The organism is Myxococcus sp. CA056 (assembly GCF_013336715.1).
GTDB lineage: Bacteria > Myxococcota > Myxococcia > Myxococcales > Myxococcaceae > Myxococcus > Myxococcus llanfairpwllgwyngyllgogerychwyrndrobwllllantysiliogogogochensis.
In genome coordinates, this window is sequence record NZ_JABUMT010000006.1 from 341788 (window position 1) to 364110 (window position 22323).

Below are 22323 nucleotides of genomic sequence, written 5' to 3' on the forward strand. Positions count from 1 at the left end.
AGAATGCCGGCGCCCCACGTCGCAGGCATGATAGGCAGCACCCGTTTTCAGGAGACCCGCCATGTCGCACATCCGAAGCTTCACCTCCGTTGCCGCGTTGCTGGTGGCCTGCGTCTGGACGGCCCCGGCGTCCGCCGACGAAGTGGACCCCGCCAGCCTCTATGACGTGTCCACGGACGGCTCCTCCAGCCAGGTCAAGACGGGGGAGAAGGGCGTCTTCGTGGTCTCGGTCAAGACGAAGCCCGGCGCCCATGTCTCCGAGGAGGCCCCGCTGAAGCTCGAGGTGAAGGGCACGCAGGTCTCCGTCGCGAAGGAGAAGCTGGGACGAGAGGACTCGGTCGCGAAGAAGGCCGCGGGCCAGGAGTTCGCGGACCCCCGCTTCGAGATTCCCTTCTCCGCCACGGCCGCGGGCAAGGGCTCGGTGGACGCGAAGCTCGTCTTCTTCATCTGCACGGAGAAGATCTGCGCGCGCCAGCAGAAGACCCTCTCCGTTCCCGTCGAGGTCCTCTAGTTCCCATGCGTGAGCGTCCCCCCAAGGGTGGTCGAGGTGAGCGTGAGGGCGGGGACTCCCCGGCGCGTCACGTCTATGGCGTCAATCCGGTCCTCGAGGCCCTGAGGGCCCGACCGGACGAAGTGGAGCGGCTGTTCATCGTGGAGGGGCAGCTGGCCGCCAAGGCGGCGGGGGAGCTGCTCAGCCGCGCCCGGGACGCGGGTGTCCGGGTGGAGAAGGTGTCGCGCGAGCGCCTCGCCGCCATGGCCGACGGCGGGGTCCACCAGGGCGTCGTGCTCGAGCTTCGAGGCTTCACGTACTCGGCGCTGGAGGACATCATCGACGCGGCCAAGGCCAGCAAGCGGCCTCCCCTCGTCGTAGTGCTCGACGGTATCCAGGATCCGCACAACCTGGGCGCCATCATCCGCTCGGCCCACGCGCTGGGTGCGCATGGGGTCGTCATCGCCAAGGACCGCGCCGTGCAGGTGACGGGCACGGTGGCCAAGGCGTCAGCGGGCGCGGTGGAGCACTGCCTCATCGCCCGGGTCGTGAACATCTCTCGCGCCCTGGAAGAACTGAAGGAAGCAGGGCTCTGGGTGGCCGCGGCGGACGTGGACGCGACCGAGCCCATGTGGAGCGCCCGACTGGACGGGCCCCTGGCCCTGGTGGTGGGGGCCGAGGGGGCAGGGGTGAGGGAGGGAGTGCTCAAGCACTGCGACCATCGCCTGCGGATTCCGATGGCGGGTCAGGTCGGTTCACTCAATGCGTCCGTTTCTGCCGGCATTCTGCTATACGAGGTCGCCCGGCAGCGGGGGAGCGCCTCCCGTTAGTCGGCCATCATCTGGGATCAATCCCCTTGACTTGGATGATGGGGACTTCTAAAAGGGCGCGCCTCGCACATCGGAGCCGGGTTGTTGACGGGTTCGGTGGAGGTGGGGTAGGGCGGTGGGCAGGAGCCGGATGAGTGCCGGTGTAGCTCAGTCGGTAGAGCAACTGATTTGTAATCAGTAGGTCGCGGGTTCAAGTCCCGCCGCCGGCCAAGCAGGACGGGGGCCGCGGATGAGGGCCCGAGACGAGCAGTATGGGGTGCAGTACGCAGTCTGAAGTAAAAGTGCGGAGGGATACCCAAGCGGCCAAAGGGAGCAGACTGTAAATCTGCCGGCTCTACGCCTTCGATGGTTCGAATCCATCTCCCTCCACTCGGCAACGCGGGAATAGCTCAGTTGGTAGAGCGTCAGCCTTCCAAGCTGAATGTCGTGGGTTCGAATCCCATTTCCCGCTCCAAACGTTGTAGTTCATAGCATCGCCAAGCCCTGATAGCTCAGTTGGCAGAGCGCATCCTTGGTAAGGATGAGGTCACCAGTTCAATCCTGGTTCAGGGCTCCATTTTTTAGAGGAGTGTCATGGCCAAGGAGAAGTTCGAGCGTAACAAGCCCCACGTGAACATCGGCACGATCGGACACGTGGACCACGGCAAGACGTCGCTGACGGCGGCCATCACGAAGGTGCTGGCCAAGACCGGCGGCGCCACGTTCCTGGCGTACGACCAGATCGACAAGGCGCCGGAAGAGCGTGAGCGCGGCATCACCATCTCCACGGCGCACGTGGAGTACCAGACGAAGAACCGGCACTACGCGCACGTGGATTGCCCGGGTCACGCCGACTACGTGAAGAACATGATCACGGGCGCGGCGCAGATGGACGGCGCGATTCTCGTGGTCTCGGCCGCGGACGGCCCGATGCCCCAGACGCGTGAGCACATCCTGCTGGCGCGCCAGGTCGGTGTTCCGTACATCGTGGTCTTCCTGAACAAGGTCGACCTGCTGGACGACCCCGAGCTGCGCGAGCTCGTGGAGATGGAAGTTCGCGACCTGCTGAAGAAGTACGACTTCCCGGGCGACTCGATTCCCATCGTCCCTGGCTCCGCCATGAAGGCGCTCGAGGGTGACACGAGCGACGTCGGCGAGGGCGCCATCCTGAAGCTGATGGAGGCGGTGGACAGCTACATCCCGACGCCGCAGCGCGCGACGGACAAGCCCTTCCTGATGCCGGTGGAAGACGTGTTCTCCATCGCCGGCCGTGGAACGGTGGCGACGGGTCGCGTCGAGCGCGGCATCATCAAGGTCGGCGAGGAAGTTGAAGTCGTCGGTCTGCGCGACACGCAGAAGACCGTCGTCACGGGCGTTGAGATGTTCCGCAAGCTGCTGGACGAGGGCCGGGCGGGAGACAACATCGGCGCGCTGGTGCGTGGTCTGAAGCGCGAGGACATGGAGCGCGGGCAGGTGCTGGCCAAGCCGGGCAGCATCAAGCCGCACACCAAGTTCAAGGCGCAGATCTACGTGCTGTCGAAGGAAGAGGGTGGTCGCCACACCCCGTTCTTCAAGGGATACCGTCCCCAGTTCTACTTCCGCACGACGGACGTGACGGGAACGGTGAAGCTGCCTGAGAACGTGGAAATGGTGATGCCGGGCGACAACATCGCAATCGAGGTGGAACTCATCACCCCGGTGGCGATGGACAAGGAGCTGCGCTTCGCTGTTCGCGAGGGTGGCCGCACGGTGGGCGCCGGCGTCGTGGCCGAGGTCATCGAGTAATACGCCTGGGAGGCCGCAGGGTCTCCTGGCTCCACTTTCCGGATTTAGAGGGGAGGGCACCTTCTGGTAGCCTTCCCCTCTCGTGTCTGATGAGGTAGGTCATGCCGAAGGGCAATCGTTCCATTATTTCGCTCGAGTGCACGGTGTGCAAAGAGCGGAACTACACGACCACGAAGAACAAGCGGAAGAGCCAGGACAAGCTCGAATTGAGCAAGTTCTGCTCGAAGTGCCGCAAGCATACGGACCACAAGGAAGGTAAGGTCTAGGTCGGTAGTTCCTGAGAGTTTCTAGGCCAGTAGCTCCAACGGTAGAGCAGCGGTCTCCAAATCCGCGTGTTGGGGGTTCGAATCCCTCCTGGCCTGCCAAGTCTCAGTGGGAGCGGGGCCCCCGGTACCTGGAGGTACCGGGGGTTCCTGTGTTTCCGCAGTTCGTAAAATTTCGCATTCGCAGTACCTCGTGAGGCACCATGGCGACGGCATCAGAGGCCAGCCAGCAGGCTAACCGCTCGGCGATGGATCCGAAGCGGCTCGTGGTCATCTTCTACCTCCTCGCCGGCATCATCCTGGCGCTGTTCCTGGAGCGCCTCTTTGGGGCGTTGTGGGCCAGCTTCGGATGGCCCGACTCGGTTCTCATCGAGGGGTTGGATTGGAAGGTGTCCACCCTCGTGGGCTACCTGGTGGCCGTGGGGCTTGCGCTGGTCGGATTCTTCCATCCAAAGACGCACACGCTCTCCATGGAGGTCGCGTCCGAGTTGATGAAGGTCTCCTGGCCTACCTGGCCGGAGACCCGGACGTCGACCATGGCCGTGGTCGTCGCCTCGCTTGTCGCCGCGGTGCTGCTCTTCTGCATCGACACCGTCGCGTACAACTTGATGGTGGAGTGGCTGCCGGCCCTGTGGGGGAAGCTGTAATGGCCATGAAATGGTACGTGGTCCACACCTACTCGAACTTCGAGAACCAGGCGAAGAAGAGCCTGGAGGAGAAGGTTCGGCTCGAGGGGTTGCAGGACCAGTTCGGTGAAATCCTCATCCCCATGGAGCAGGTCGTGGAGATGGTGAAGGGCGAGAAGAAGACGTCTCGCCGCAAGTTCTTCCCGGGCTACATCTTCGTGCAGATGGAGCTGAACGACCGGACGCTCCACCTGGTGAAGAACACGCCGAAGATCACCGGCTTCCCCGGGACGGTGCAGAACCAGAACCCCCTGCCCATCTCGGACCAGGAGGTCGCGCGGCTCACGTCGCAGATCTCCGAGGGCACGCTCAAGCCTAAGCCCAAGGTGCAGTTCGACGATGGTGACACGGTGCGCGTCATTGACGGGCCCTTCGCCAACTTCAACGGCACGGTGGAAGAGGTCAACGCGGAGAAGGGTCGCGTGAAGGTGCTCGTGAGCATCTTTGGTCGCGCCACCCCCGTGGAGCTGGACTTCATGCAGGTGGAGAAGACCACCGGCTAGTTTTCGCGGGCGGCTCGGGTAGAGCGCGCCTCGCACACCTTCCGCGCCCTCCGGGGCGCGGTTCCATGGGTGGGAGGGCCTCCCCGTCTGGAGGCCCGTCAGGACCACCCCCTCGAAAGGCAGTAGTCAGCCGATGAAGAAGGTCACAGGTCAGGTCAAGCTGCAGATTCCCGCCGGCAAGGCGAACCCCGCTCCGCCGATCGGCCCCGCGCTCGGTCAGCAGGGCGTGAACATCATGGAGTTCTGCAAGCAGTTCAACGCGAAGACGCAGGCGGAGGCCAAGGAGGGACTGATCATCCCGGTGATCATCACCGTCTATCAGGACCGCTCCTTTACCTTCATCCTCAAGACGCCTCCGGCGGCCGTCCTCATCAAGAAGGCGGCGGGCCTGCACACCGACAAGAAGAAGGGTTCGGGCGCGAAGAAGCCTGGCAAGGAGAAGGTGGGGCAGATCACCCGGAAGCAGCTCGAGGAGATCGCCACGAAGAAGATTCAGGACACCACCGCCGCGTCGCTTGAGGCCTGCATGAACACCATTGCTGGCACCGCGCGCTCCATGGGCATCGAAGTCGTCGGCTAAGCCGCCGCCCCACTCACGGACGAGGATTTCTGTCATGGCTCAGAATGGGAAGAAGTTCCGCGCGGCCGCCACGCTGGTGGATCGCGAGAAGCGCTACAGCATCGCCGAGGGCTTTCAGCTCCTGAAGAAGACGGTGGATGCGCGGGCGTCGAAGTACGACCAGACGGTCGATGTCGCCATCAACCTGGGTGTGGACCCCAAGCACGCGGACCAGATGGTCCGTGGCGCCGTGGTTCTGCCCAACGGCACGGGTGCCACCGTGCGCGTGGCCGTGTTCGCGAAGGGCGAGCGCGCCACCGAGGCTGGCAACGCGGGTGCGGACATCGTCGGCGCGGAGGATCTCCAGAAGCGCATCGAGGAGGGCTTCCTCGATTTCGATACCGTCATCGCGACGCCCGACATGATGGGTATCGTCGGTCGCCTCGGTAAGGTGCTCGGTCCCCGTGGCCTCATGCCGAACCCGAAGGTCGGCACGGTGACCATGGACGTGGCCAAGGCCATCCGCGACGCGAAGGGCGGTAAGGTCGACTTCCGCGCGGAGAAGGCCGGCATCGTCCACGCGAAGATGGGCAAGGCCTCCTTCGCGGTGGACAAGCTCGAGGGCAACTTCAACGCGCTGGTGGACCTGGTGATGAAGCTCAAGCCGGCCACCGCCAAGGGCGTGTATCTGAAGGGTATCGCCATCTCGACGACGATGGGCCCGGGCATCAAGATCGATACCCAGGAGATTCTGGCCCGCCACCGCTAGGCGGACAGCAGGCAGGGCGGCGCTCCCATCCCCGCACAGGGGGTGTCAGAGGCGCCGCTTGCCTGACGTCTCAGGTTCGAAAGTTCTGGATCTTTGCTGAAGCCGGGGGTATAGGCCCCCGGCTTTTGCAATTGGAGCGCCACGTCGTGAGACGGGTGTTCCGACCTGGTTCATGACAGCAGGGACCCGGTCAGAGGAGAAGTGCCCCGTTGGGAACCGGACAACCGGTCGGGGCATGGCTTCCCCTGTCGGGTTCAAACGGCCGCAAGGCCAGCCCTGCCGAGACTGGAGGTGCGTTGTGGTGTCTCTCGGAGACTCCTCTCGCTCTGCCACTTTGGCCCAGGCATCACGCCCGTCGGAAGACGGGCCAGTAAGGAGGTGAGTCAAAGTGCTGAAGAGCGAGAAGGAGGAGATGATCAAGGAACTCCACGAGAAGTTCTCGCGGACCAAGTCGGCCGTCGTTGCCGAGTTCTCCAAGGTGGATGTGGAGACGGTGACGAAGCTGCGCCGGAAGTTCCGTGAGGGCAACGTCGAGTACAAGGTCATCAAGAACACGCTGGCGCGTCGTGCGGCGCAGGGCACGGACGTGGCTGTCATCGCTGATGACTTCACGGGTCCCGTGGCGCTGTGCATCAGCTACGGCGATGTGGTGGCCCCGGCGAAGATCCTGACCGAGTTCACGAAGGACCTCGAGGACAAGATCAAGATCCGCAGCGCCGTGGTCGACGGCCGCAAGGTCGACGCCGCCGGTGTCAAGCAGCTGGCGAAGCTGCCGGGTCTCAACGAACTCCGAGCGCAGTTGCTCGGGATGATCACCCAGCCGGCTACCAAGCTGGTTCGGACGATTGCCGCCCCGGGTACGCAGCTCGCGCGGGTCATTCAGGCCCACGCGGACAAGTTGCAGGGGTAGTTTTCCTCATCTGTCCGAGAAGTTTTTCTACACCCACCTTTTCGGCCGTTCCTCCCTTTGGGAGTAAGGCCGTTAGTCAATCCAAGAAGGACACAGTTCCATGGCTGACCTGAACGCAATCGTTGATTCGCTTTCCTCCCTGACCATCATCGAGGCCGCCAACCTGGTGAAGGCCCTCGAGGAGAAGTGGGGCGTCTCCGCCGCCGCCGCCGCCGTTGTCGCCGGTCCCGCGGCCGCCACCGCCGCTCCTGTTGAGGAGAAGACGGAGTTCACGGTGGTGCTGGCGAACGCCGGCGCCAACAAGATCAACGTCATCAAGGAGATCCGCGCCATCACCGGCCTGGGCCTGAAGGAGGCCAAGGACCTGGTCGAGGGCGCGCCCAAGACGGTCAAGGAAGGCGTCAACAAGGACGACGCCAAGAAGATCAAGGACCAGCTCGTTGCCGCTGGCGCCACCGTCGACGTCAAGTAAGTCGAACAGGAGCTGCTTGGTTTCCGGGAATTCCCAAGCAGCTTCCTGACCGAATGAGCAGGCCGGCGCTCCCAGTGAGGGGGGCTGCCGGCTTTGCCCATTTGACAGTTGCAAATTTCCCGGCGCCGCCGCGCGTTATCGATGTTTGCCCCGCCCGAGCAGCCGTCCCCGGAGCCAGAATGCCGACGCAGATCCAGAACAATTTCCGCGTGCGGAAGACCTTCGCCAAGATCGCGAAGATCATCGACATTCCCAATCTTATCAACATCCAGAAGCAGTCCTACGAGAAGTTCCTCCAGGCCGATATCGCCCCGGAGAAGCGTGAGGACGTCGGACTTCAGGGTGTCTTCAACTCGGTATTCCCGATTCGGGACTTCAACGAGACGTCGTCCCTGGAGTTTGTCAGCTACCACCTGGAGAAGCCGAAGTACGACGTCGACGAGTGCCACCAGCGCGGGATGACCTATTCCGCCCCCATCAAGGTCGTGGTCCGCCTGGTGGTGTGGGACAAGGATGAGGAGACTGGCGCCCAGTCCATCCGTGACGTGAAGGAGCAGGAGGTCTACTTCGGGGAAATCCCGCTGATGACCCAGAACGGCACCTTCATCATCAACGGAACCGAGCGCGTGGTGGTCAGCCAGCTGCACCGCAGCCCGGGTGCCTTCTTCGACCACGACAAGGGCAAGAGCCACTCGTCTGGCAAGCTGCTCTACAACGCCCGCATCATCCCCTACCGCGGTTCGTGGATCGACTTCGAGTTCGACCACAAGGACCTGCTGTACGTGCGCATCGACCGCCGGCGCAAGCTGCCCGCGACGGTGCTCATTCGCGCCCTGGGCGCCGTCAGCGACACCGCGAAGAAGAACCCGCTGGAGTTCAAGGGCTCCACCGAGGAGATCCTCAACTACTACTACGCCACGGAGACCATCTACCTCCAGAGCGCGACGGACTTCGAGAAGAGCGTCGAGCTGGAGCTGCTCCCGGGCCAGCGAGCCACCCGCGACATCAAGACGAAGACGGGCGAGCTCATCGTCAAGAAGAACCGCAAGTTCACCCGCGCCGCCATCAAGAAGCTCGAAGCGGCGAAGATGAAGACGCTCCCCATCGACGCGGATGAGCTCTTCACGAAGGTGTCCGCCTACGACGTGGTGGACGAGAACACCGGCGAGGTCATCCTCGAGTGCAACGAGGAAGTCTCGCAGGACAAGGTCGACGAGCTCCTGAAGCGCAACATCAAGGAGTTCAAGGTCCTCTTCATCGACAACCTCAACGTGGGTCCGTACCTGCGTGAGACGTTGATGCTGGACAAGCTCGAGACGCCCGAGCAGTCCATCATGGAGATCTACCGCCGCCTGCGTCCTGGCGATCCCCCGACGCCGGAGACGGCGATCAACCTGTTCACCAACCTGTTCTTCAACCCTGAGCGCTACGACCTGTCCAAGGTTGGTCGCCTCAAGTTGAACTTCAAGTTCGGCCTCGAGGAGCCTCTCGACGGGCAGATCCTCACCAAGCGGGACATCCTCGAGGTGATCCGCTACCTGATCGATCTGAAGAACGGCAAGGGCACCATCGACGACATCGACCACCTCGGCAACCGCCGGGTGCGCGCGGTGGGTGAGCTGCTGGAGAACCAGTACCGCATCGGTCTGGTTCGCATGGAGCGGGCGATCAAGGAGCGCATGAGCCTCCAGGAGATCGAGACGCTCATGCCGCACGATCTCATCAACGCGAAGCCCGTCACGGCGGTCATCAAGGAGTTCTTCGGGTCCAGCCAGCTGTCGCAGTTCATGGACCAGACGAACCCCCTGTCCGAGGTGACGCACAAGCGTCGTCTGTCCGCGCTCGGGCCCGGTGGTCTCACCCGCGAGCGCGCCGGCTTCGAGGTGCGCGACGTGCACCCGACGCACTACGGCCGCATCTGCCCCATCGAGACGCCGGAAGGTCCGAACATCGGCCTCATCGCGTCGCTGTCGACCTATGCGCGCGTCAACGAGTTCGGCTTCGTCGAGACCCCGTACCGGAAGGTCGAAGCGGGCATCGTGACGACGGACGTGGCCTTCTACTCGGCGCTCGAGGAGGAGAAGCACACCATCGGTCAGGCGAACGCCGAGACGGACAAGAAGGGCAAGTTCGTCAACGCGCTCGTGTCCAGCCGCCGCGGCGGTGAGTTCGTCCAGGCTCGCGCCGAGGACGTGGACCTGATGGACGTGTCTCCGAACCAGCTGGTGTCGGTGGCCGCGTCGCTCATCCCGTTCCTGGAGAACGACGACGCCAACCGCGCCCTCATGGGCTCCAACATGCAGCGCCAGGCGGTGCCCCTGCTGCGCACCAGCGCTCCGCTGGTGGGTACGGGCATCGAGGCCATCGTCGCGCGCGACTCCGGCGTGACGTGCGTGGCCAAGCGCGACGGCACGGTGGAGAGCGTGGATGCCGGCCGCATCGTGGTGAAGGCGGACGTGCCCGCTTCGCTCAGCGACGTCTCGAGCGAGGTCGACATCTACAACCTGCTCAAGTACCAGCGCTCCAACCAGAACACCTGCCTCAACCAGAAGCCCATCATCAGCAAGGGCGACAAGGTCCGGAAGGGTGACGTCATCGCCGACGGCCCGGCCACCGAGACGGGTGAGCTGGCGCTGGGCCAGAACGTGGTCGTCGCGTTCATGCCGTGGCAGGGCTACAACTTCGAGGACTCCATCCTCATCAGCGAGCGCATCCAGAAGGATGACGTCTTCACGTCGATCCACATCGAAGAGTTCGAGTGCATCGCGCGAGACACCAAGCTGGGCAAGGAAGAGATCACCCGCGACATCCCGAACGTGGGTGAGGAAGCCCTCAAGGACCTCGACGAGAGCGGCATCATCCGCATCGGCGCCGAGGTGAAGCCCGGCGATGTGCTGGTGGGCAAGATCACCCCGAAGGGCGAGACGCAGCTGTCTCCCGAAGAGAAGCTGCTGCGCGCCATCTTCGGCGAGAAGGCCGGCGACGTTCGTGACAGCTCCCTGCGCGTGCCTCCGGGCGTGGTGGGCACCGTCATCAACGCCAAGGTGTTCAGCCGCAAGGGCGTGGAGAAGGACGAGCGCGCCAAGCAGATCGAGTCCATGGAGGAGGCGAAGCTCCTCAAGGACCAGAACGACGAGATCAAGGTCCTCCAGGACAGCGCCATCGGCCGCATCCGCGCGCTGGTGCGTGGCAAGGAGGTCCAGGGCAAGCTCGTGGACGACAAGGGGAAGATCCTCCTGAAGAAGGGGGACATCCTCGACGACGCGCTGCTGGCCACCGTGCCCTACAAGTACTGGGGCGAGATCTCCGTCGGCGACCCGCTCGACTCTCGCGTGCGCGACATCCTCCGCAACCTGGAGGAGACGAAGGAGGCCGTGAAGCTGGCCTTCGGCGAGAAGATCGCCCGCATCAAGAAGGGCGACGAGCTGCCCCCTGGCGTCATCAAGATGGTGAAGGTGTACGTCGCCATCAAGCGCAAGCTGGCCGTGGGCGACAAGATGGCCGGCCGCCACGGAAACAAGGGCGTCGTGTCCCGCATCCTCCCCGAGGAGGACATGCCGTACCTGGAGGATGGCCGTCCGGTGGACATCGTCCTCAACCCGCTCGGCGTTCCCAGCCGCATGAACATCGGGCAGATCCTCGAGACGCACCTGGGCTGGGCCGCCAAGGGCACCGGTGAGGCGCTGCAGCGCTACGTGGAGGACAACTGGAGCGCTGACGCCATCAAGGTCCGCCTCAAGGCCATCTACGGTGAGGAGACCGCGTTCGGCGAGTTCCTCGACAAGCTGGACGAGGAGGAGATCAAGCAGCTCTGCCGTCGCTCCAAGCGGGGTATCCACGTGGCCACGCCGGTGTTCGACGGCGCGCACGAGCTGGAGATCCACCAGCTGCTGGACGAGGGGAAGCTGCCCCGCACGGGCCAGATGGTGCTCTTCGACGGGCGCACGGGTGAGCCGTTCGACCAGAACGTCACCGTCGGCGTCATGTACATGCTGAAGCTGCACCACCTGGTGGACGAGAAGATCCACGCCCGTTCCATTGGTCCCTACTCCCTCGTCACGCAGCAGCCCCTGGGCGGCAAGGCCCAGTTCGGCGGTCAGCGACTGGGAGAGATGGAAGTCTGGGCGATGGAGGCCTACGGCGCGGCGTACACGCTGCAGGAGTTCCTCACCGTCAAGTCGGACGACGTGGTGGGCCGCACGCGCATGTACGAGGCCATCGTCAAGGGCGACAACGTCCTGGAGAGTGGCCTGCCCGAGTCGTTCAACGTGCTTCTCAAGGAGCTCCAGTCACTCGCGCTCGACGTCGAGCTGCTGGAGCACGCCCCCCCGGAGCGGCAGCGCAGCTTCGGCGGTGACTTCCTGGGTGGTGGTGGTGACGGCGAAGACCGGAAGACCGGTACCGACGCCTGAGAGAGCCGGAGCGCCCGCCTGACCGGCCGCCCGCCACCCTGAAAAGGGTGGGCGCGGCCGGGTCCGGGGCGGGGGCCCGAATCAGCTGGCGTTCCCCACGGGGGACGCCTCACGAGATTTCGGAGGCAACGTGAAGGACATTTTCAACTTCTTCGAGAAGCCGAAGGACCCGCTGTCGTTCAACGCCATCCGCATCGCGCTGGCGTCGCCCGACAAGATCCGCCAGTGGTCCCATGGCGAGGTGAAGAAGCCGGAGACCATCAACTACCGCACGTTCAAGCCGGAGCGTGACGGCCTGTTCTGCGCCCGCATCTTCGGGCCGGTGAAGGACTACGAGTGCAACTGCGGCAAGTACAAGCGCATGAAGCACCGTGGCGTGGTGTGTGAGAAGTGCGGCGTGGAGGTCATCCAGTCGAAGGTCCGCCGCGAGCGCCTGGGTCACATCACCCTGGCCACGCCGGTGGCCCACATCTGGTTCCTCAAGTCGCTGCCGAGCCGCATCGGCAACCTGCTCGACATCACGCTCAAGGAGCTGGAGAAGGTCCTCTACTGCGAGAGCTACATCGTCCTCGACCCCAAGTCGACGCCGCTGACCAAGGGCGAGCTCATCAGCGAAGAGAAGATGCACCGGCTCTACCAGGAGCACGGTGAGGACTCCTTCACCACGGGCATGGGCGGCGAGGCCGTCCGCGAGATGCTCAAGGCGCTGGACGTGGAGCGGCTGTCCGAGGACCTGCGCAAGGACATGCGCGAGACCACCAGCGAGGCGAAGCGGAAGAAGTACGCCAAGCGCCTGAAGGTGGCCGAGGCGTTCCGCGTCTCCGGAAACAAGCCCGAGTGGATGATGCTGGACGTGATTCCGGTGATTCCGCCGGACCTGCGCCCGCTCGTTCCCCTCGACGGTGGCCGCTTCGCGACCTCCGACCTGAACGACCTGTACCGTCGCGTCATCAACCGCAACAACCGCCTCAAGCGCCTCCAGGAGCTCAACGCCCCTGACATCATCATCCGCAACGAGAAGCGGATGCTGCAGGAGGCGGTGGACGCGCTGTTCGACAACGGTCGCCGTGGCAAGACCATCACCGGCCCGAACAAGCGGCCGCTCAAGTCGCTGTCCGACATGCTCAAGGGCAAGCAGGGCCGGTTCCGTCAGAACCTGCTCGGCAAGCGCGTGGACTACTCGGGCCGCTCCGTCATCGTCGTCGGTCCCGAGCTGCGCCTGCACCAGTGCGGCCTGCCGAAGATCATGGCGCTCGAGCTGTTCAAGCCGTTCATCTACAACAAGCTCGAAGAGAAGGGTTACGTCACCACCATCAAGTCGGCGAAGAAGATGGTGGAGAAGGAGCGTCCCGAGGTCTGGGACATCCTCGAGGACGTCATCCGCGAGCACCCGGTGCTCCTCAACCGCGCGCCCACGCTGCACCGCCTGGGCATGCAGGCCTTCGAGCCCGTGCTCATCGAAGGCAAGGCCATCCAGCTGCACCCGCTCGTCTGCGCGGCGTTCAACGCCGACTTCGACGGTGACCAGATGGCCGTGCACGTGCCGCTCTCCATCGAAGCCCAGATGGAAGCCCGCGTGCTGATGATGTCGACGAACAACATCCTCAGCCCCGCGAACGGCAAGCCCATCATCGTCCCGACGCAGGACATGGTGCTCGGCATCTACTACATGACCCGCGCCCGCGAGTTCGCCAACGGCGAGGGTCGCGTGTTCAGCTCGCCCGACGAGGTGCGCGCCGCGCACGACCACGGCGAGGTGCACCTGCAGGCGAAGGTGGTCTGCCGCATCGATGGTGTCCGCAAGGAGACCACCGTCGGCCGCGTCCTCCTGTGGGAAGTGGTGCCGCGCCGCGTGGGCTTCGACGCCATCAACAAGGTGCTCGACAAGAAGTCGCTCGGCGGCCTCATCGACCTCTGCTACCGCCTCACCGGCGAGAAGGAGACGGTGCTGCTCGCGGACCGCATCCGTAGCCTCGGCTACTACAACGCGACCCGCGCCGGCATCTCCATCGCGCTCAAGGACATGATCATCCCTGCGAAGAAGCAGGAGTTCCTGGACTACGCGCGCAAGGAAGTGGCGGAGATCGAGAACCAGTACCTCGAGGGCCTCATTACCGACGGTGAGCGCTACAACAAGGTCATCGATATCTGGGCCGAGGTCACCGAGAAGGTCGCCCAGGAGATGATGCAGCAGATCTCCCAGGAGGAGACCTCCGGGGACAAGGACGGCAAGCGCGAGTCGCGCAAGCAGCCCTCGTTCAACCCCATCTACATCATGGCTGACTCTGGCGCGCGTGGTAGCGCCCAGCAGATTCGCCAGCTGGCCGGTATGCGCGGCCTGATGGCGAAGCCCTCCGGCGAAATCATCGAGACGCCCATCACCGCGAACTTCCGCGAGGGCCTCTCCGTGCTGCAGTACTTCATCTCCACGCACGGCGCTCGCAAGGGTCTGGCGGACACGGCGCTCAAGACGGCCAACTCCGGTTACCTCACCCGCCGTCTCGTCGACGTGGCGCAGGACGCCATCATCAACGAGTACGACTGCGGCACCATGGACGGTCTGTTCATCGGCGCCCTGGTCGAAGGCGGAGAGATCATCGAGCCCCTCGGCGAGCGCATCCTGGGCCGCGTGGCCCTCGATGACATCCTCGACCCCGTCACGGGCGAGGTGCTGGTGCGCGCCAACGAGGAGATCGACGAGGAGCGCGTCCGCCGCATCGAGAACAGCGGTCTGGACAAGGTGAAGATCCGCTCGGTGCTCACGTGCCAGGCCAAGCGCGGCATCTGCGTGGAGTGCTACGGACGTGATCTGGCCCGCGGCCGGAAGGTGTCCGTGGGCGAGGCCGTCGGCGTCATCGCGGCGCAGTCCATCGGTGAGCCGGGTACGCAGCTGACGATGCGCACCTTCCACATCGGTGGCGCGGCGACTCGGCGCGCGGAGCAGTCCAGCCTGGAGAACCGCTACGCCGGTAAGGTGAAGTTCGCGGGTCTCACCACGGTGCAGAAGGTGGATGGCACCCTGGTCGCGATGAACCGCAACGGCGAGCTCGTCGTGGTCGACGACTCCGGCCGTGAGCGCGAGCGCTACCAGATCATCTACGGCGCCCGCATCCTCATCAAGGAAGGGCAGCGCATCGAGCCGGGTACGCTCGTGGCCGAGTGGGATCCGTTCGCGATTCCGCTGCTCACCGAGGTCGGCGGCACGGTCCGGTACGAGGACATCATCGAAGGCGTGACGATGTCCGAGACGCTCGACGAGGTCACCGGTCTGTCCCGGAAGACCATCATCGAGTCCAAGGATCCGGAAGCGCGTCCGCGCGTCTCCATCCGCGACGCCCAGGGCAACACGAAGGACCTGCCCTCGTCCCGCAACCCGGCGAGCTACTTCCTGCCGCAGGGCTCCATCATCACCGTCAACGACGGCGATGAGATCCACCCGGGCGAAGTGCTCGCCAAGGTGCCCCGCGAGACGACGAAGACCAAGGACATCACGGGCGGTCTGCCCCGCGTGGCCGAGCTCTTCGAGGCGCGCAAGCCGAAGGACGCCGCGGCCATCGCGGAGATCGACGGCGTGGTGTCGTTCGGCAAGGACACCAAGGGCAAGCGCAAGCTCATCATCACCCCCGAGGTGAATGGCGAGCAGCGCACGGACCTGGCCAAGGAGTATTTGATCTCCAAGGGCAAGAACATCAGCGTCCACTCCGGCGACCGCGTGAAGGCCGGCGAGGCGATGATGGACGGCGCGGCCAACCCGCACGACATCCTCAAGGTGCTCGGCGAGAAGGAACTCGCTCGCTACCTGGTGGACGAAGTGCAGGAGGTCTACCGACTCCAGGGTGTGAAGATCAACGACAAGCACATCGAGACGATCGTCCGGCAGATGCTCCGCCGCGTGCGCGTCACCGACGTGGGCGACACCAACTTCCTCGTCGACGAGCAGGTCGAGAAGTGGGTGTTCGAGGAGGAGAACGAGAAGATCATGGCCGAGGGCAAGCGCCCGGCCGTGGGTGAGCCGCTGCTGCTCGGCATCACCAAGGCTTCGCTCTCCACCGAGTCGTTCATCTCGGCGTCTTCCTTCCAGGAGACCACCAAGGTGCTCACCGAGGCCGCCATCAACGGCAAGGTGGACTACCTGCGCGGCCTCAAGGAGAACGTCATCATGGGCCGGCTCATCCCCGCCGGCACGGGCCTGCCGAACTACAAGCACCTCGACATCGAGGTGGAGAGCCCGACCGACGAGGTCAACGAGATGGAGGCCGCTCTGGCTGGCGCCCATGGCGACGGAGGCCCCCTGGCCCCGCCGTCCCAGCGCTCGGAAGGCACCCAGACGACCGGCGCCGCCTAGCGCCCACCGGCCGCCCCCCTGGGCGTGCCGACCTGCTTCCCTCCGCCGCCCCGGTGTTCGCACCGGGGCGGCGGTTTCATTTTATGCCCCCAGTAAATCCGGACTTCCCGGACGTTGGTCTTGACGGTGATGGCGCGCTGCGTTAAGTTTTGCGCGAAGACTTTTGACACGCCGGGTGAGCCCCCGGCGACGCCAGGACTGAAAAGGGGAAGACGACATGGCCACGACGAAGCAGGCGGCGACGAAGAACGAGACGACCACGACCGAGGCGAGCGCCGAGGCGGTGAAGAGCGGTCTTTCGAACGTGGAAGTATTCCTGAAGGCCCAGCTCGCTCATGCGCAAAAGCGCATCGAGGAGCTGGAGGGCGAGGCCGGCAAGGTGGTGAAGGCGCTGGACGCCCGCCGCGTGGAGGCCACCAAGGAGGCGCAGTCGCTGTGGACGAAGTTCCAGGCGGGTGAGCTGCTGACGGACCCCCGCGTGAAGGAGCTGGGCACGAAGGTGAACGCGGCCGGCACGGAGCTGCGCAAGCGTCTGGATGGGCTGCAGGCCAGGGTGGTGGAGACGGTGGGCGTGGCCAGCCAGTCCCAGCTTCAGGAAATCAACAAGGAGCTGTCCAAGCTGTCGCGCAAGGTGGACGCGCTGCTCAAGCCCATCCGCCGCAACGGCGCCGCGAAGGGTTCCGAGACCACGCCGCGCGCCTGAGAGCGCCGCGTGGTTGACGGTTGGTGCCCCCTACCTACTCCACGAGTGGACACGGAGCAGGGCAGGGGGCTCGTTCTCGTTTCCTTCACCCCGGGGGTGTGATTACGTGGCAGGTCCGTTCGACTGTTCCAGGCTTGCTTGCCTGGTGCACCCCCTCCCGGAGAGACCCATTGGACAACAAGCCCGAGGCCCCCCGAGAGAAGAACCCTGTCGCGGAAACTTTTGAGCGCATCTGGAGTCAGGCGCTCCTGGCCGTGAACACCGCCGAAGAGGAAGCCTCCCGGGCCGTACAGCGGGTGGCGGCCGTGGCGGGCTGGAGCCAGGACGAGGTGAAGCGTCAGGCCCAGGCGTTCTCGGACCGGCTGGCGGGTCACCGCAAGGACCTGGAGCACAACGTGGAAGACAAGGTCCGTACCGCGCTGACCCGGATGAAGCTGCCCCGCCGCGAGGAACTTCAGGCGTTTGGTTCCCGATTGGACCGCCTGGCCGAGCGCATCCAGGCCCTGGAGCAACGTAAGTGAAGGCCCCCGCCCACACGGGCGGGAGGTCTTTCGGTACGCGGTTCTTCGAATCTCTCCACGCCCTGAGTTCCGGCTGCTCCCGACTCCCCTTGCTGGCAGGGGTGGCGCTCGTCATGTCCGCGCGGCTGGTGCCGCTGCTGGAAGAGCGTCCGGTGCAGCCCGTCGTCCCCGAGCGCGTGGGGGCCGAGAGTGCTTCTCCGGAAGCCTCCCTCATCGACATCGTGCTGTCCCGCCGCGCGCCGGACCTGGGGCTCACCCTGCGGCGGCAGCTGGGACAGGCCATCGCGGAGGAGGCTCGGACGGCGGGGTATGATCCGCTGCTCGTGCTGGCCCTCATCGACGTGGAGTCCGACTTCGCCGAAGAAGCCGTCTCCGAGAAGGGTGCGCGCGGGCTGATGCAGATCAAGCCCAGCACGCTCCACTTCCTGGCGGAGAAGGAAGGGCTGCGCCTGTCCCGGGAAGAGGTGACGGCGGACACCGCGCTCTGTGTCCGGTTGGGCATCCGCTACCTGCGCTCACTTCAGGACCGCTTCGGTGGCGACCTGGAGCTGGCGCTGATGGCCTACAACGCCGGTCCCACCCGCATCCGCAACGCCATCAAGCAGGGCGAGCTGGAGCGCTTCCGGCGCTACCCGCGGGCCGTGCGACGCGACTTCCGCCGCTTCCGCGAGGGCCATGGCCTGGGTGGAGACTGGGCCCTGGCGCAGCGCGAGGTCCCCATCGCCGAGCCGACGCCCTGACGCGTCAGTGAATCTCCGAGCCGCATGCCCGCTCCAAGCGGGTACATGTGCGCCTTGTCCCGTTCCCCAGGGTGCGCTAAGCGTTGCAAGTGCCCGGGACTGTTGGAGATTCCGAGGAGTGACTACATGAATCGCCCGTTTTCGAGCGCGGCACTCGCCGCCGCCATGGTGGCGTTGTCCCCGCTGGGGGCCCTTGCGGGCTCCGTCTACCTCAACGGTGTGTTGATCGACGGCGTCACCAACCAGAAGTTCGAGAAGGCCACCGTCCGCATCGACGAGGCCGGCAACATCCACATCGACGCACCGGGCTACCGCGCATCGACGTCGAGCGCGACGCCTCCTCCGACGGCTCCCGCGCAGGCCGCCGCGCCGCCCGCGACTCCCGGGGCGACTCCCGCCGCCGCGCAACCCTCCACGCCGCAGGCCATGGCCGTGCCCGCCGCCGCGCAGGGGACTCCTCCCGCTGCCGCCACCCCCGCCGTGGCCACGACGCCAGGGCGCATCACCCAGCGCTACTGGCTGGTGACGGAGCAGACGGTGCCGGGGATGACGGAGTACGACATTGATGTGTACGTCAACTCGCGCTGGCTCCGGAAGCTGCGTGGCAATGAGGACCAGGTGGTCGTCGACGTCACCAAGCACCTGCAGCCGGGGAGCAACCAGGTGATGTTGATGGCGCGGAAGGTCAGCACGGGCTCGAGGCGCAGCGATTCGCCCAAGCACGTGTTCCGGGTCATCATCGGCGAGGGCAACGAGGGGGGCGGGAACGTGATGATCGACAACCCCCTCATCCGCTTCCAGACGACGGCGGCGGAGTCGAAGGACGTCACACAGGAATTCACCCTCACCACGCGCTGACGGGGGAGGGGCCACGGAGAGACACGTCGTGTTCAACCTGGATGAGCGCTACCGCGGCCTTCCCGCGACGCGCGAACAGATCCTCGCGCTGCACACCTCGCTCAACACGCCGCATGTGGCCATCCCCGGCAAGCAGGCCGGACCGTCACAGGCGTTCGTCGTGGGCCTCCGCGGAGGGCAGGGGGCAGCCGTCTTCGTCTACCTCTACCTCTCCGAGGCCGAGGACTGCGCAGTGTACCTGTCCGGCCGCCGCAACATGACGGCGGACGAGTACCGCGACGACGAGGGCGAGGCGCTCGCCTTCGTCGAGTCGCTTGGCTTCATGATGGATGACGCCAACTGGCGCGCGCAGCCTGCGGAGCAGCAAGACGAAATGCTCAAGGCGCTGCCGGTCTTCTTCAAGGACCCCAAGCTCGTGCCTGCGGTGAAGGCGCGCGCGGAGGAGAAGAAGAACGTCACCACCACCCTGGGCCGGTTCCTCGCGGCCTTCTGAATCCCGTCTCCCACTTCCTTCCCGCCGTCGAGAACCGCTCCCATGCTCCGCCTCGCCTCAGCCTCCTGCTCCCTCGCGCTCGTGCTGGCGCTCTCCGGTTGTGTCCATACCCCCACGGAGAAGGAGCGCCGCAGCGCGGAGATTCACTACGACCTGGCGCTCCAGGCCCAGCAGCAGGGGCACCTCCAGGACGCGCTGCGCGAGCTGCAGGTGTCCCTGGACAATGACCCGGACTACCCCGAGGCCCACAACGCCATGGGCATCCTCCTGCACATGGCCTTCGGCCGGCCGGCCGAGGCGGTGGGGCACTACGAGCACGCGCTGAAGGTGCGGCCCGGCTTCTCCGAGGCCCGGACCAACCTGGCCAACGTCCACCTGGACCAGGCGCGCTACGACGAGGCCATCAAGCTCTACGAGCAGGTCCTCAACGACATGCTCTACGTGACGCCCTACATCGCCCAGGCCAACCTGGGCTGGGCGCTCTACAAGAAGGGCGACACGGCGCGCGGGGTGGGGAGCCTCAAGGCGTCGGTGACGACCAACCCCGGATTCTGCCTGGGCTACCGCAACCTGGGCATCATCTACGACGAGACGGGCAAGCTGGATGAGTCGTGCCGGCAGTTCTCCCGCTTCCGTGAGAACTGTCCAGAAGCGGCCGAAGCGCACATGCGCGAAGGCGTCTGTCTGGCGAAGCAGGGGCAGGCGGATGCCGCCAAGCAGGCCTTCGAGTTCTGCGAGGCCAAGGCGAAGTCCAGCGAGCAGGAGATGAAGGACGACTGCCGAAGGCTGCTCGAAAAGCTCTAGTCTGCTATCTGGACGTACCGTGGACCACGTCGACTTCGGCAAGTACCTGAGCCAGCAGCGCGACCTCCGGGGCATGTCCCTGGAGGACGTCGCGCGGGAGACCAAGATTCCCCCGACGCTCATCGCCGCCCTGGAAGCGGGGCAGGTGGAGCGGCTGCCTTCACGCATCTTCGTGGTGAACTACATCAAGGCCTACGCCCAGGTCATCGGCCTGTCCCCCGAGGAGGCGGTGCTGCGCTACGAAGAGGTGGACCGCTCGGTGCCCTCTCCGTCGCCCGCGCAGCTCGAGCAGGAGCGCCGCAAGCGGGCCTACGTGGGGCTGTCCGTCCTCCTGGTGGCCCTGGCCCTCGGTGTCTATCTGTTCCTCGTGTTGAGCGGGAAGCTTCCTTCTCCGCTCGCGCGTTGAAGGACGCCATGGAGCGCTACGACGACGATGCGCTCGTGCTGTCCACCGTGGACTACGGCGAGGCTGACCGACTCGTCACGCTGCTGACGCGCGAGCATGGGAAGCTGACGGCCTTCGCCGCGGGGGCTCGCAAGAGCAAGCGGCGCTTCGCGGGTGCGCTGGAGCCGTTCATGCGGCTGAGGGTGCACATCGTCGAGACGCGCGGCTCCACCGTTCGGCTGGACACCACGGACATCGTCGCCGGCTACTACGCCGCGCGAGAGGACCTGTCGCTCATCGCCCGCGCCCTGTACGCCGTGGAGCTGTGCCGGGAGCTGACTCGCGACCACGAGCCGCAGCCGGAGCTCTTCTTCCTGCTCGAGAACTACCTGCGCCGCCTGGATGCGAAGGAAGCGGGCCCCACGTCGCTCCTGGCCTTCGAGCTTTCGGCGCTGGCCCACGCGGGCCTGATGCCGCGCTTCGATGCGTGCTCGCTGTGCGGTGGCGAACCCGGAGAGCGTCCCCGGTTCGACCAGGCTCATGGTGGCGCTGTCTGCGAGCCGTGCAGCGTGCGCGCACGCGAAGCCGTCCTCATCCCCGCGGCCCTGCTCTCCGGACTGCGCGCGCTTCAGGAAGGCGAGCGCACGCCGCTCCCGGCTGACCTGCGCGCCCGAGCCCGTGGCTTGCTCAACGTCTTCATCGCCCACCACCTGGGGCGCCGCCTCAAGAGCGTGGACTTCATGGCCCAGGTGGGCCTGGACTGACGACGGGGCGCGGTGCGCGCCACTCGGGAGAAACCATGAGCGAAGGGCAGGAGTCGCCGCTGGACGTGGTGTGCTTCGGTGAGACGCTGGTGGACTTCCTTCCCTCCGAACAGGGCAAGCGCGTGCGCGAGGTCGCCGCGTGGCATCCCTGTCCGGGTGGCTCGCCCGCCAACGTCGCGGTGGGGCTGGCTCGGCTGGGGCTTCGGTCCGCCATGCTGGGCGTGGTGGGTGCGGACGAGTTCGGCCACTTCCTGCGCGAGCGACTCGCTCACGAGGGCGTGAATGTGAGCCACCTGCGCCAGACACCGGACGCTCGCACGGGGCTGGTGTTCATCTCCCTGGATGCGAAAGGTGAACGCAGCTTCACCTTCTTCCGGACGCGCTCCGCGGAGTTCCTCCTGGGCGACACCGACGTGGACGCGGACTTCCTGCTCCAGGCTCGGGCCGTGCACTGTGGCTCCAACTCCTTGCAGCGCGATGAGGCCCGCTCGGCCACGGTGCGGATGCTCACCCTGGCTCGTGACGCGGACCGTATCGTGAGCTGCGACCCCAACCTGCGCCTGCACGCGTGGGAGGACCCGGAGCAGCTCAAGGGGCTGCTCGTGCGGATGTTGCCCCTGTGCACCGTGGTGAAGCTGTCCGAGGAAGAGATTGGCTTCGTCACGGGCACGGAGTCTCCCGAGGAGGCCTTGACGCGACTGTCGTCCCTCGGCGTGCGGCTGCCGGTGGTGACGCTGGGCGAGCGCGGCGCACTCTTCCTGTGGCGAGGTGAGCGGGTTCATGTCCCCGCGCCACGGGCCCGGGTGGTGGACACCACCGGAGCAGGGGACGGCTTCGTCGCGGCGCTGCTCCACGGTCTGGTGCGGTGGTACGGCGGCGCCCGCGCGCTGGAGTCCGCCACGCGCGAGGAACTCGTGGCACTGACAACGTTCGCCTGCGAAGTCGCCGCCCGTGTCGTCGAGAAGCCGGGTGCGGTGGAGGGACTGCCTCGCGCGGAAGAACTCACGGCGGTGTGGCCTTCGCGCCCCGTCGCTCGTTGAGGCGCGACAGGG

Annotated in this window: 21 protein-coding genes and 5 tRNA genes; all 26 read left to right on the forward strand. The window is 65.6% G+C overall.

Features of this window, described 5'->3' with window-relative positions:
* Positions 1-61: 61 nt before the first annotated feature.
* The 26 genes from HUA76_RS26065 (at position 62) to HUA76_RS26190 (ending at position 22311) form a co-directional block, all read left to right on the forward strand.
* Entirely contained in the window at positions 62-511 is a 450-nt protein-coding gene (locus HUA76_RS26065; RefSeq protein ID WP_141642656.1) for a hypothetical protein, read from the forward strand.
* Between the two features lie 5 nt (positions 512-516).
* Positions 517-1320: a 23S rRNA (guanosine(2251)-2'-O)-methyltransferase RlmB gene (gene rlmB, locus HUA76_RS26070; RefSeq protein ID WP_141642655.1), complete on the forward strand. Its 804-nt coding sequence runs from the start codon at positions 517-519 to the stop codon at positions 1318-1320.
* 136 nt (positions 1321-1456) lie between these two features.
* Positions 1457-1529: transfer RNA gene (locus HUA76_RS26075), tRNA-Thr, on the forward strand.
* Positions 1530-1605: 76 nt separating this feature from the next.
* A tRNA-Tyr gene (locus HUA76_RS26080) sits at positions 1606-1689 on the forward strand.
* 9 nt (positions 1690-1698) lie between these two features.
* A tRNA-Gly gene (locus HUA76_RS26085) sits at positions 1699-1774 on the forward strand.
* 26 nt (positions 1775-1800) lie between these two features.
* A tRNA-Thr gene (locus HUA76_RS26090) sits at positions 1801-1876 on the forward strand.
* Positions 1877-1893: 17 nt separating this feature from the next.
* A complete protein-coding gene (gene tuf / locus HUA76_RS26095; protein WP_141642654.1) occupies positions 1894-3084 on the forward strand; it encodes an elongation factor Tu in 1191 nt (396 codons plus the stop codon).
* A gap of 101 nt (positions 3085-3185) precedes the next feature.
* The gene (gene rpmG / locus HUA76_RS26100) at positions 3186-3350 is read left to right on the forward strand and encodes a 50S ribosomal protein L33 (protein WP_046713307.1); all 165 of its coding nucleotides are present in this window, start codon (positions 3186-3188) and stop codon (positions 3348-3350) included.
* Positions 3351-3373: 23 nt separating this feature from the next.
* Positions 3374-3449, forward strand: a tRNA-Trp gene (locus HUA76_RS26105).
* 101 nt (positions 3450-3550) lie between these two features.
* Positions 3551-3994 (forward strand): preprotein translocase subunit SecE, encoded by a 444-nt coding sequence (secE, locus tag HUA76_RS26110; RefSeq protein ID WP_141642653.1) that lies wholly within the window; start codon positions 3551-3553, stop codon positions 3992-3994.
* Positions 3994-4536 (forward strand): transcription termination/antitermination protein NusG, encoded by a 543-nt coding sequence (gene nusG / locus HUA76_RS26115; RefSeq protein WP_011553122.1) that lies wholly within the window; start codon positions 3994-3996, stop codon positions 4534-4536. Before secE ends, nusG begins: the two co-directional genes overlap by 1 nt.
* A gap of 133 nt (positions 4537-4669) precedes the next feature.
* Positions 4670-5116, forward strand: coding sequence for a 50S ribosomal protein L11 (rplK, locus tag HUA76_RS26120; protein ID WP_141642652.1), 447 nt, complete (start codon positions 4670-4672; stop codon positions 5114-5116).
* A 34-nt stretch (positions 5117-5150) separates the two neighbouring features.
* Entirely contained in the window at positions 5151-5864 is a 714-nt protein-coding gene (rplA, locus tag HUA76_RS26125) for a 50S ribosomal protein L1 (RefSeq protein ID WP_141642651.1), read from the forward strand.
* A gap of 388 nt (positions 5865-6252) precedes the next feature.
* The gene (rplJ, locus tag HUA76_RS26130) at positions 6253-6774 is read left to right on the forward strand and encodes a 50S ribosomal protein L10 (RefSeq protein ID WP_174462378.1); all 522 of its coding nucleotides are present in this window, start codon (positions 6253-6255) and stop codon (positions 6772-6774) included.
* A 100-nt stretch (positions 6775-6874) separates the two neighbouring features.
* Complete coding sequence (gene rplL / locus HUA76_RS26135) at positions 6875-7246, forward strand: 50S ribosomal protein L7/L12 (protein ID WP_174462379.1); 372 nt, start codon at positions 6875-6877, stop codon at positions 7244-7246.
* Positions 7247-7425: 179 nt separating this feature from the next.
* Positions 7426-11658 carry a DNA-directed RNA polymerase subunit beta gene (gene rpoB / locus HUA76_RS26140; RefSeq protein ID WP_174462380.1) on the forward strand — a complete coding sequence of 1411 codons (4233 nt, stop codon included), beginning with the start codon at positions 7426-7428 and terminating at the stop codon, positions 11656-11658.
* Between the two features lie 130 nt (positions 11659-11788).
* Complete coding sequence (gene rpoC, locus HUA76_RS26145; RefSeq protein WP_141642647.1) at positions 11789-16003, forward strand: DNA-directed RNA polymerase subunit beta'; 4215 nt, start codon at positions 11789-11791, stop codon at positions 16001-16003.
* 217 nt (positions 16004-16220) lie between these two features.
* Complete coding sequence (locus HUA76_RS26150) at positions 16221-16706, forward strand: hypothetical protein (RefSeq protein WP_141642646.1); 486 nt, start codon at positions 16221-16223, stop codon at positions 16704-16706.
* A gap of 170 nt (positions 16707-16876) precedes the next feature.
* Positions 16877-17227: a phasin family protein gene (locus tag HUA76_RS26155; RefSeq protein ID WP_141642645.1), complete on the forward strand. Its 351-nt coding sequence runs from the start codon at positions 16877-16879 to the stop codon at positions 17225-17227.
* A complete protein-coding gene (locus tag HUA76_RS26160; RefSeq protein WP_174458972.1) occupies positions 17224-17967 on the forward strand; it encodes a lytic transglycosylase domain-containing protein in 744 nt (247 codons plus the stop codon). Before HUA76_RS26155 ends, HUA76_RS26160 begins: the two co-directional genes overlap by 4 nt.
* A gap of 126 nt (positions 17968-18093) precedes the next feature.
* The gene (locus HUA76_RS26165; RefSeq protein WP_174462381.1) at positions 18094-18825 is read left to right on the forward strand and encodes a hypothetical protein; all 732 of its coding nucleotides are present in this window, start codon (positions 18094-18096) and stop codon (positions 18823-18825) included.
* A 28-nt stretch (positions 18826-18853) separates the two neighbouring features.
* A complete protein-coding gene (locus tag HUA76_RS26170; protein ID WP_141642642.1) occupies positions 18854-19318 on the forward strand; it encodes a social motility and stimulation tgl protein in 465 nt (154 codons plus the stop codon).
* Between the two features lie 42 nt (positions 19319-19360).
* The gene (gene tgl / locus HUA76_RS26175) at positions 19361-20122 is read left to right on the forward strand and encodes a social motility TPR repeat lipoprotein Tgl (protein WP_174458974.1); all 762 of its coding nucleotides are present in this window, start codon (positions 19361-19363) and stop codon (positions 20120-20122) included.
* Positions 20123-20141: 19 nt separating this feature from the next.
* Positions 20142-20528 (forward strand): helix-turn-helix transcriptional regulator, encoded by a 387-nt coding sequence (locus tag HUA76_RS26180; protein ID WP_174458975.1) that lies wholly within the window; start codon positions 20142-20144, stop codon positions 20526-20528.
* Between the two features lie 8 nt (positions 20529-20536).
* Complete coding sequence (gene recO / locus HUA76_RS26185; RefSeq protein WP_141642639.1) at positions 20537-21271, forward strand: DNA repair protein RecO; 735 nt, start codon at positions 20537-20539, stop codon at positions 21269-21271.
* Positions 21272-21306: 35 nt separating this feature from the next.
* Positions 21307-22311, forward strand: a complete 1005-nt coding sequence (locus HUA76_RS26190) for a carbohydrate kinase (RefSeq protein WP_174458977.1) — start codon at positions 21307-21309, stop codon at positions 22309-22311.
* Positions 22312-22323 lie beyond the last annotated feature (12 nt).

Excerpts from the sequence above, each read along its gene's own strand:
- HUA76_RS26065 (WP_141642656.1), top strand. The coding sequence starts at position 62 with ATGTCGCACATCCGAAGCTTCACCTCCGTTGCCGCGTTGCTGGTGGCC.
- rlmB (WP_141642655.1), top strand. The coding sequence starts at position 517 with ATGCGTGAGCGTCCCCCCAAGGGTGGTCGAGGTGAGCGTGAGGGCGGG.
- tuf (WP_141642654.1), top strand. The coding sequence starts at position 1,894 with ATGGCCAAGGAGAAGTTCGAGCGTAACAAGCCCCACGTGAACATCGGC.
- rpmG (WP_046713307.1), top strand. The coding sequence starts at position 3,186 with ATGCCGAAGGGCAATCGTTCCATTATTTCGCTCGAGTGCACGGTGTGC.
- secE (WP_141642653.1), top strand. The coding sequence starts at position 3,551 with ATGGCGACGGCATCAGAGGCCAGCCAGCAGGCTAACCGCTCGGCGATG.
- nusG (WP_011553122.1), top strand. The coding sequence starts at position 3,994 with ATGGCCATGAAATGGTACGTGGTCCACACCTACTCGAACTTCGAGAAC.
- rplK (WP_141642652.1), top strand. The coding sequence starts at position 4,670 with ATGAAGAAGGTCACAGGTCAGGTCAAGCTGCAGATTCCCGCCGGCAAG.
- rplA (WP_141642651.1), top strand. The coding sequence starts at position 5,151 with ATGGCTCAGAATGGGAAGAAGTTCCGCGCGGCCGCCACGCTGGTGGAT.
- rplL (WP_174462379.1), top strand. The coding sequence starts at position 6,875 with ATGGCTGACCTGAACGCAATCGTTGATTCGCTTTCCTCCCTGACCATC.
- rpoB (WP_174462380.1), top strand. The coding sequence starts at position 7,426 with ATGCCGACGCAGATCCAGAACAATTTCCGCGTGCGGAAGACCTTCGCC.
- HUA76_RS26150 (WP_141642646.1), top strand. The coding sequence starts at position 16,221 with ATGGCCACGACGAAGCAGGCGGCGACGAAGAACGAGACGACCACGACC.
- HUA76_RS26165 (WP_174462381.1), top strand. The coding sequence starts at position 18,094 with ATGAATCGCCCGTTTTCGAGCGCGGCACTCGCCGCCGCCATGGTGGCG.
- tgl (WP_174458974.1), top strand. The coding sequence starts at position 19,361 with ATGCTCCGCCTCGCCTCAGCCTCCTGCTCCCTCGCGCTCGTGCTGGCG.
- recO (WP_141642639.1), top strand. The coding sequence starts at position 20,537 with ATGGAGCGCTACGACGACGATGCGCTCGTGCTGTCCACCGTGGACTAC.
- HUA76_RS26190 (WP_174458977.1), top strand. The coding sequence starts at position 21,307 with ATGAGCGAAGGGCAGGAGTCGCCGCTGGACGTGGTGTGCTTCGGTGAG.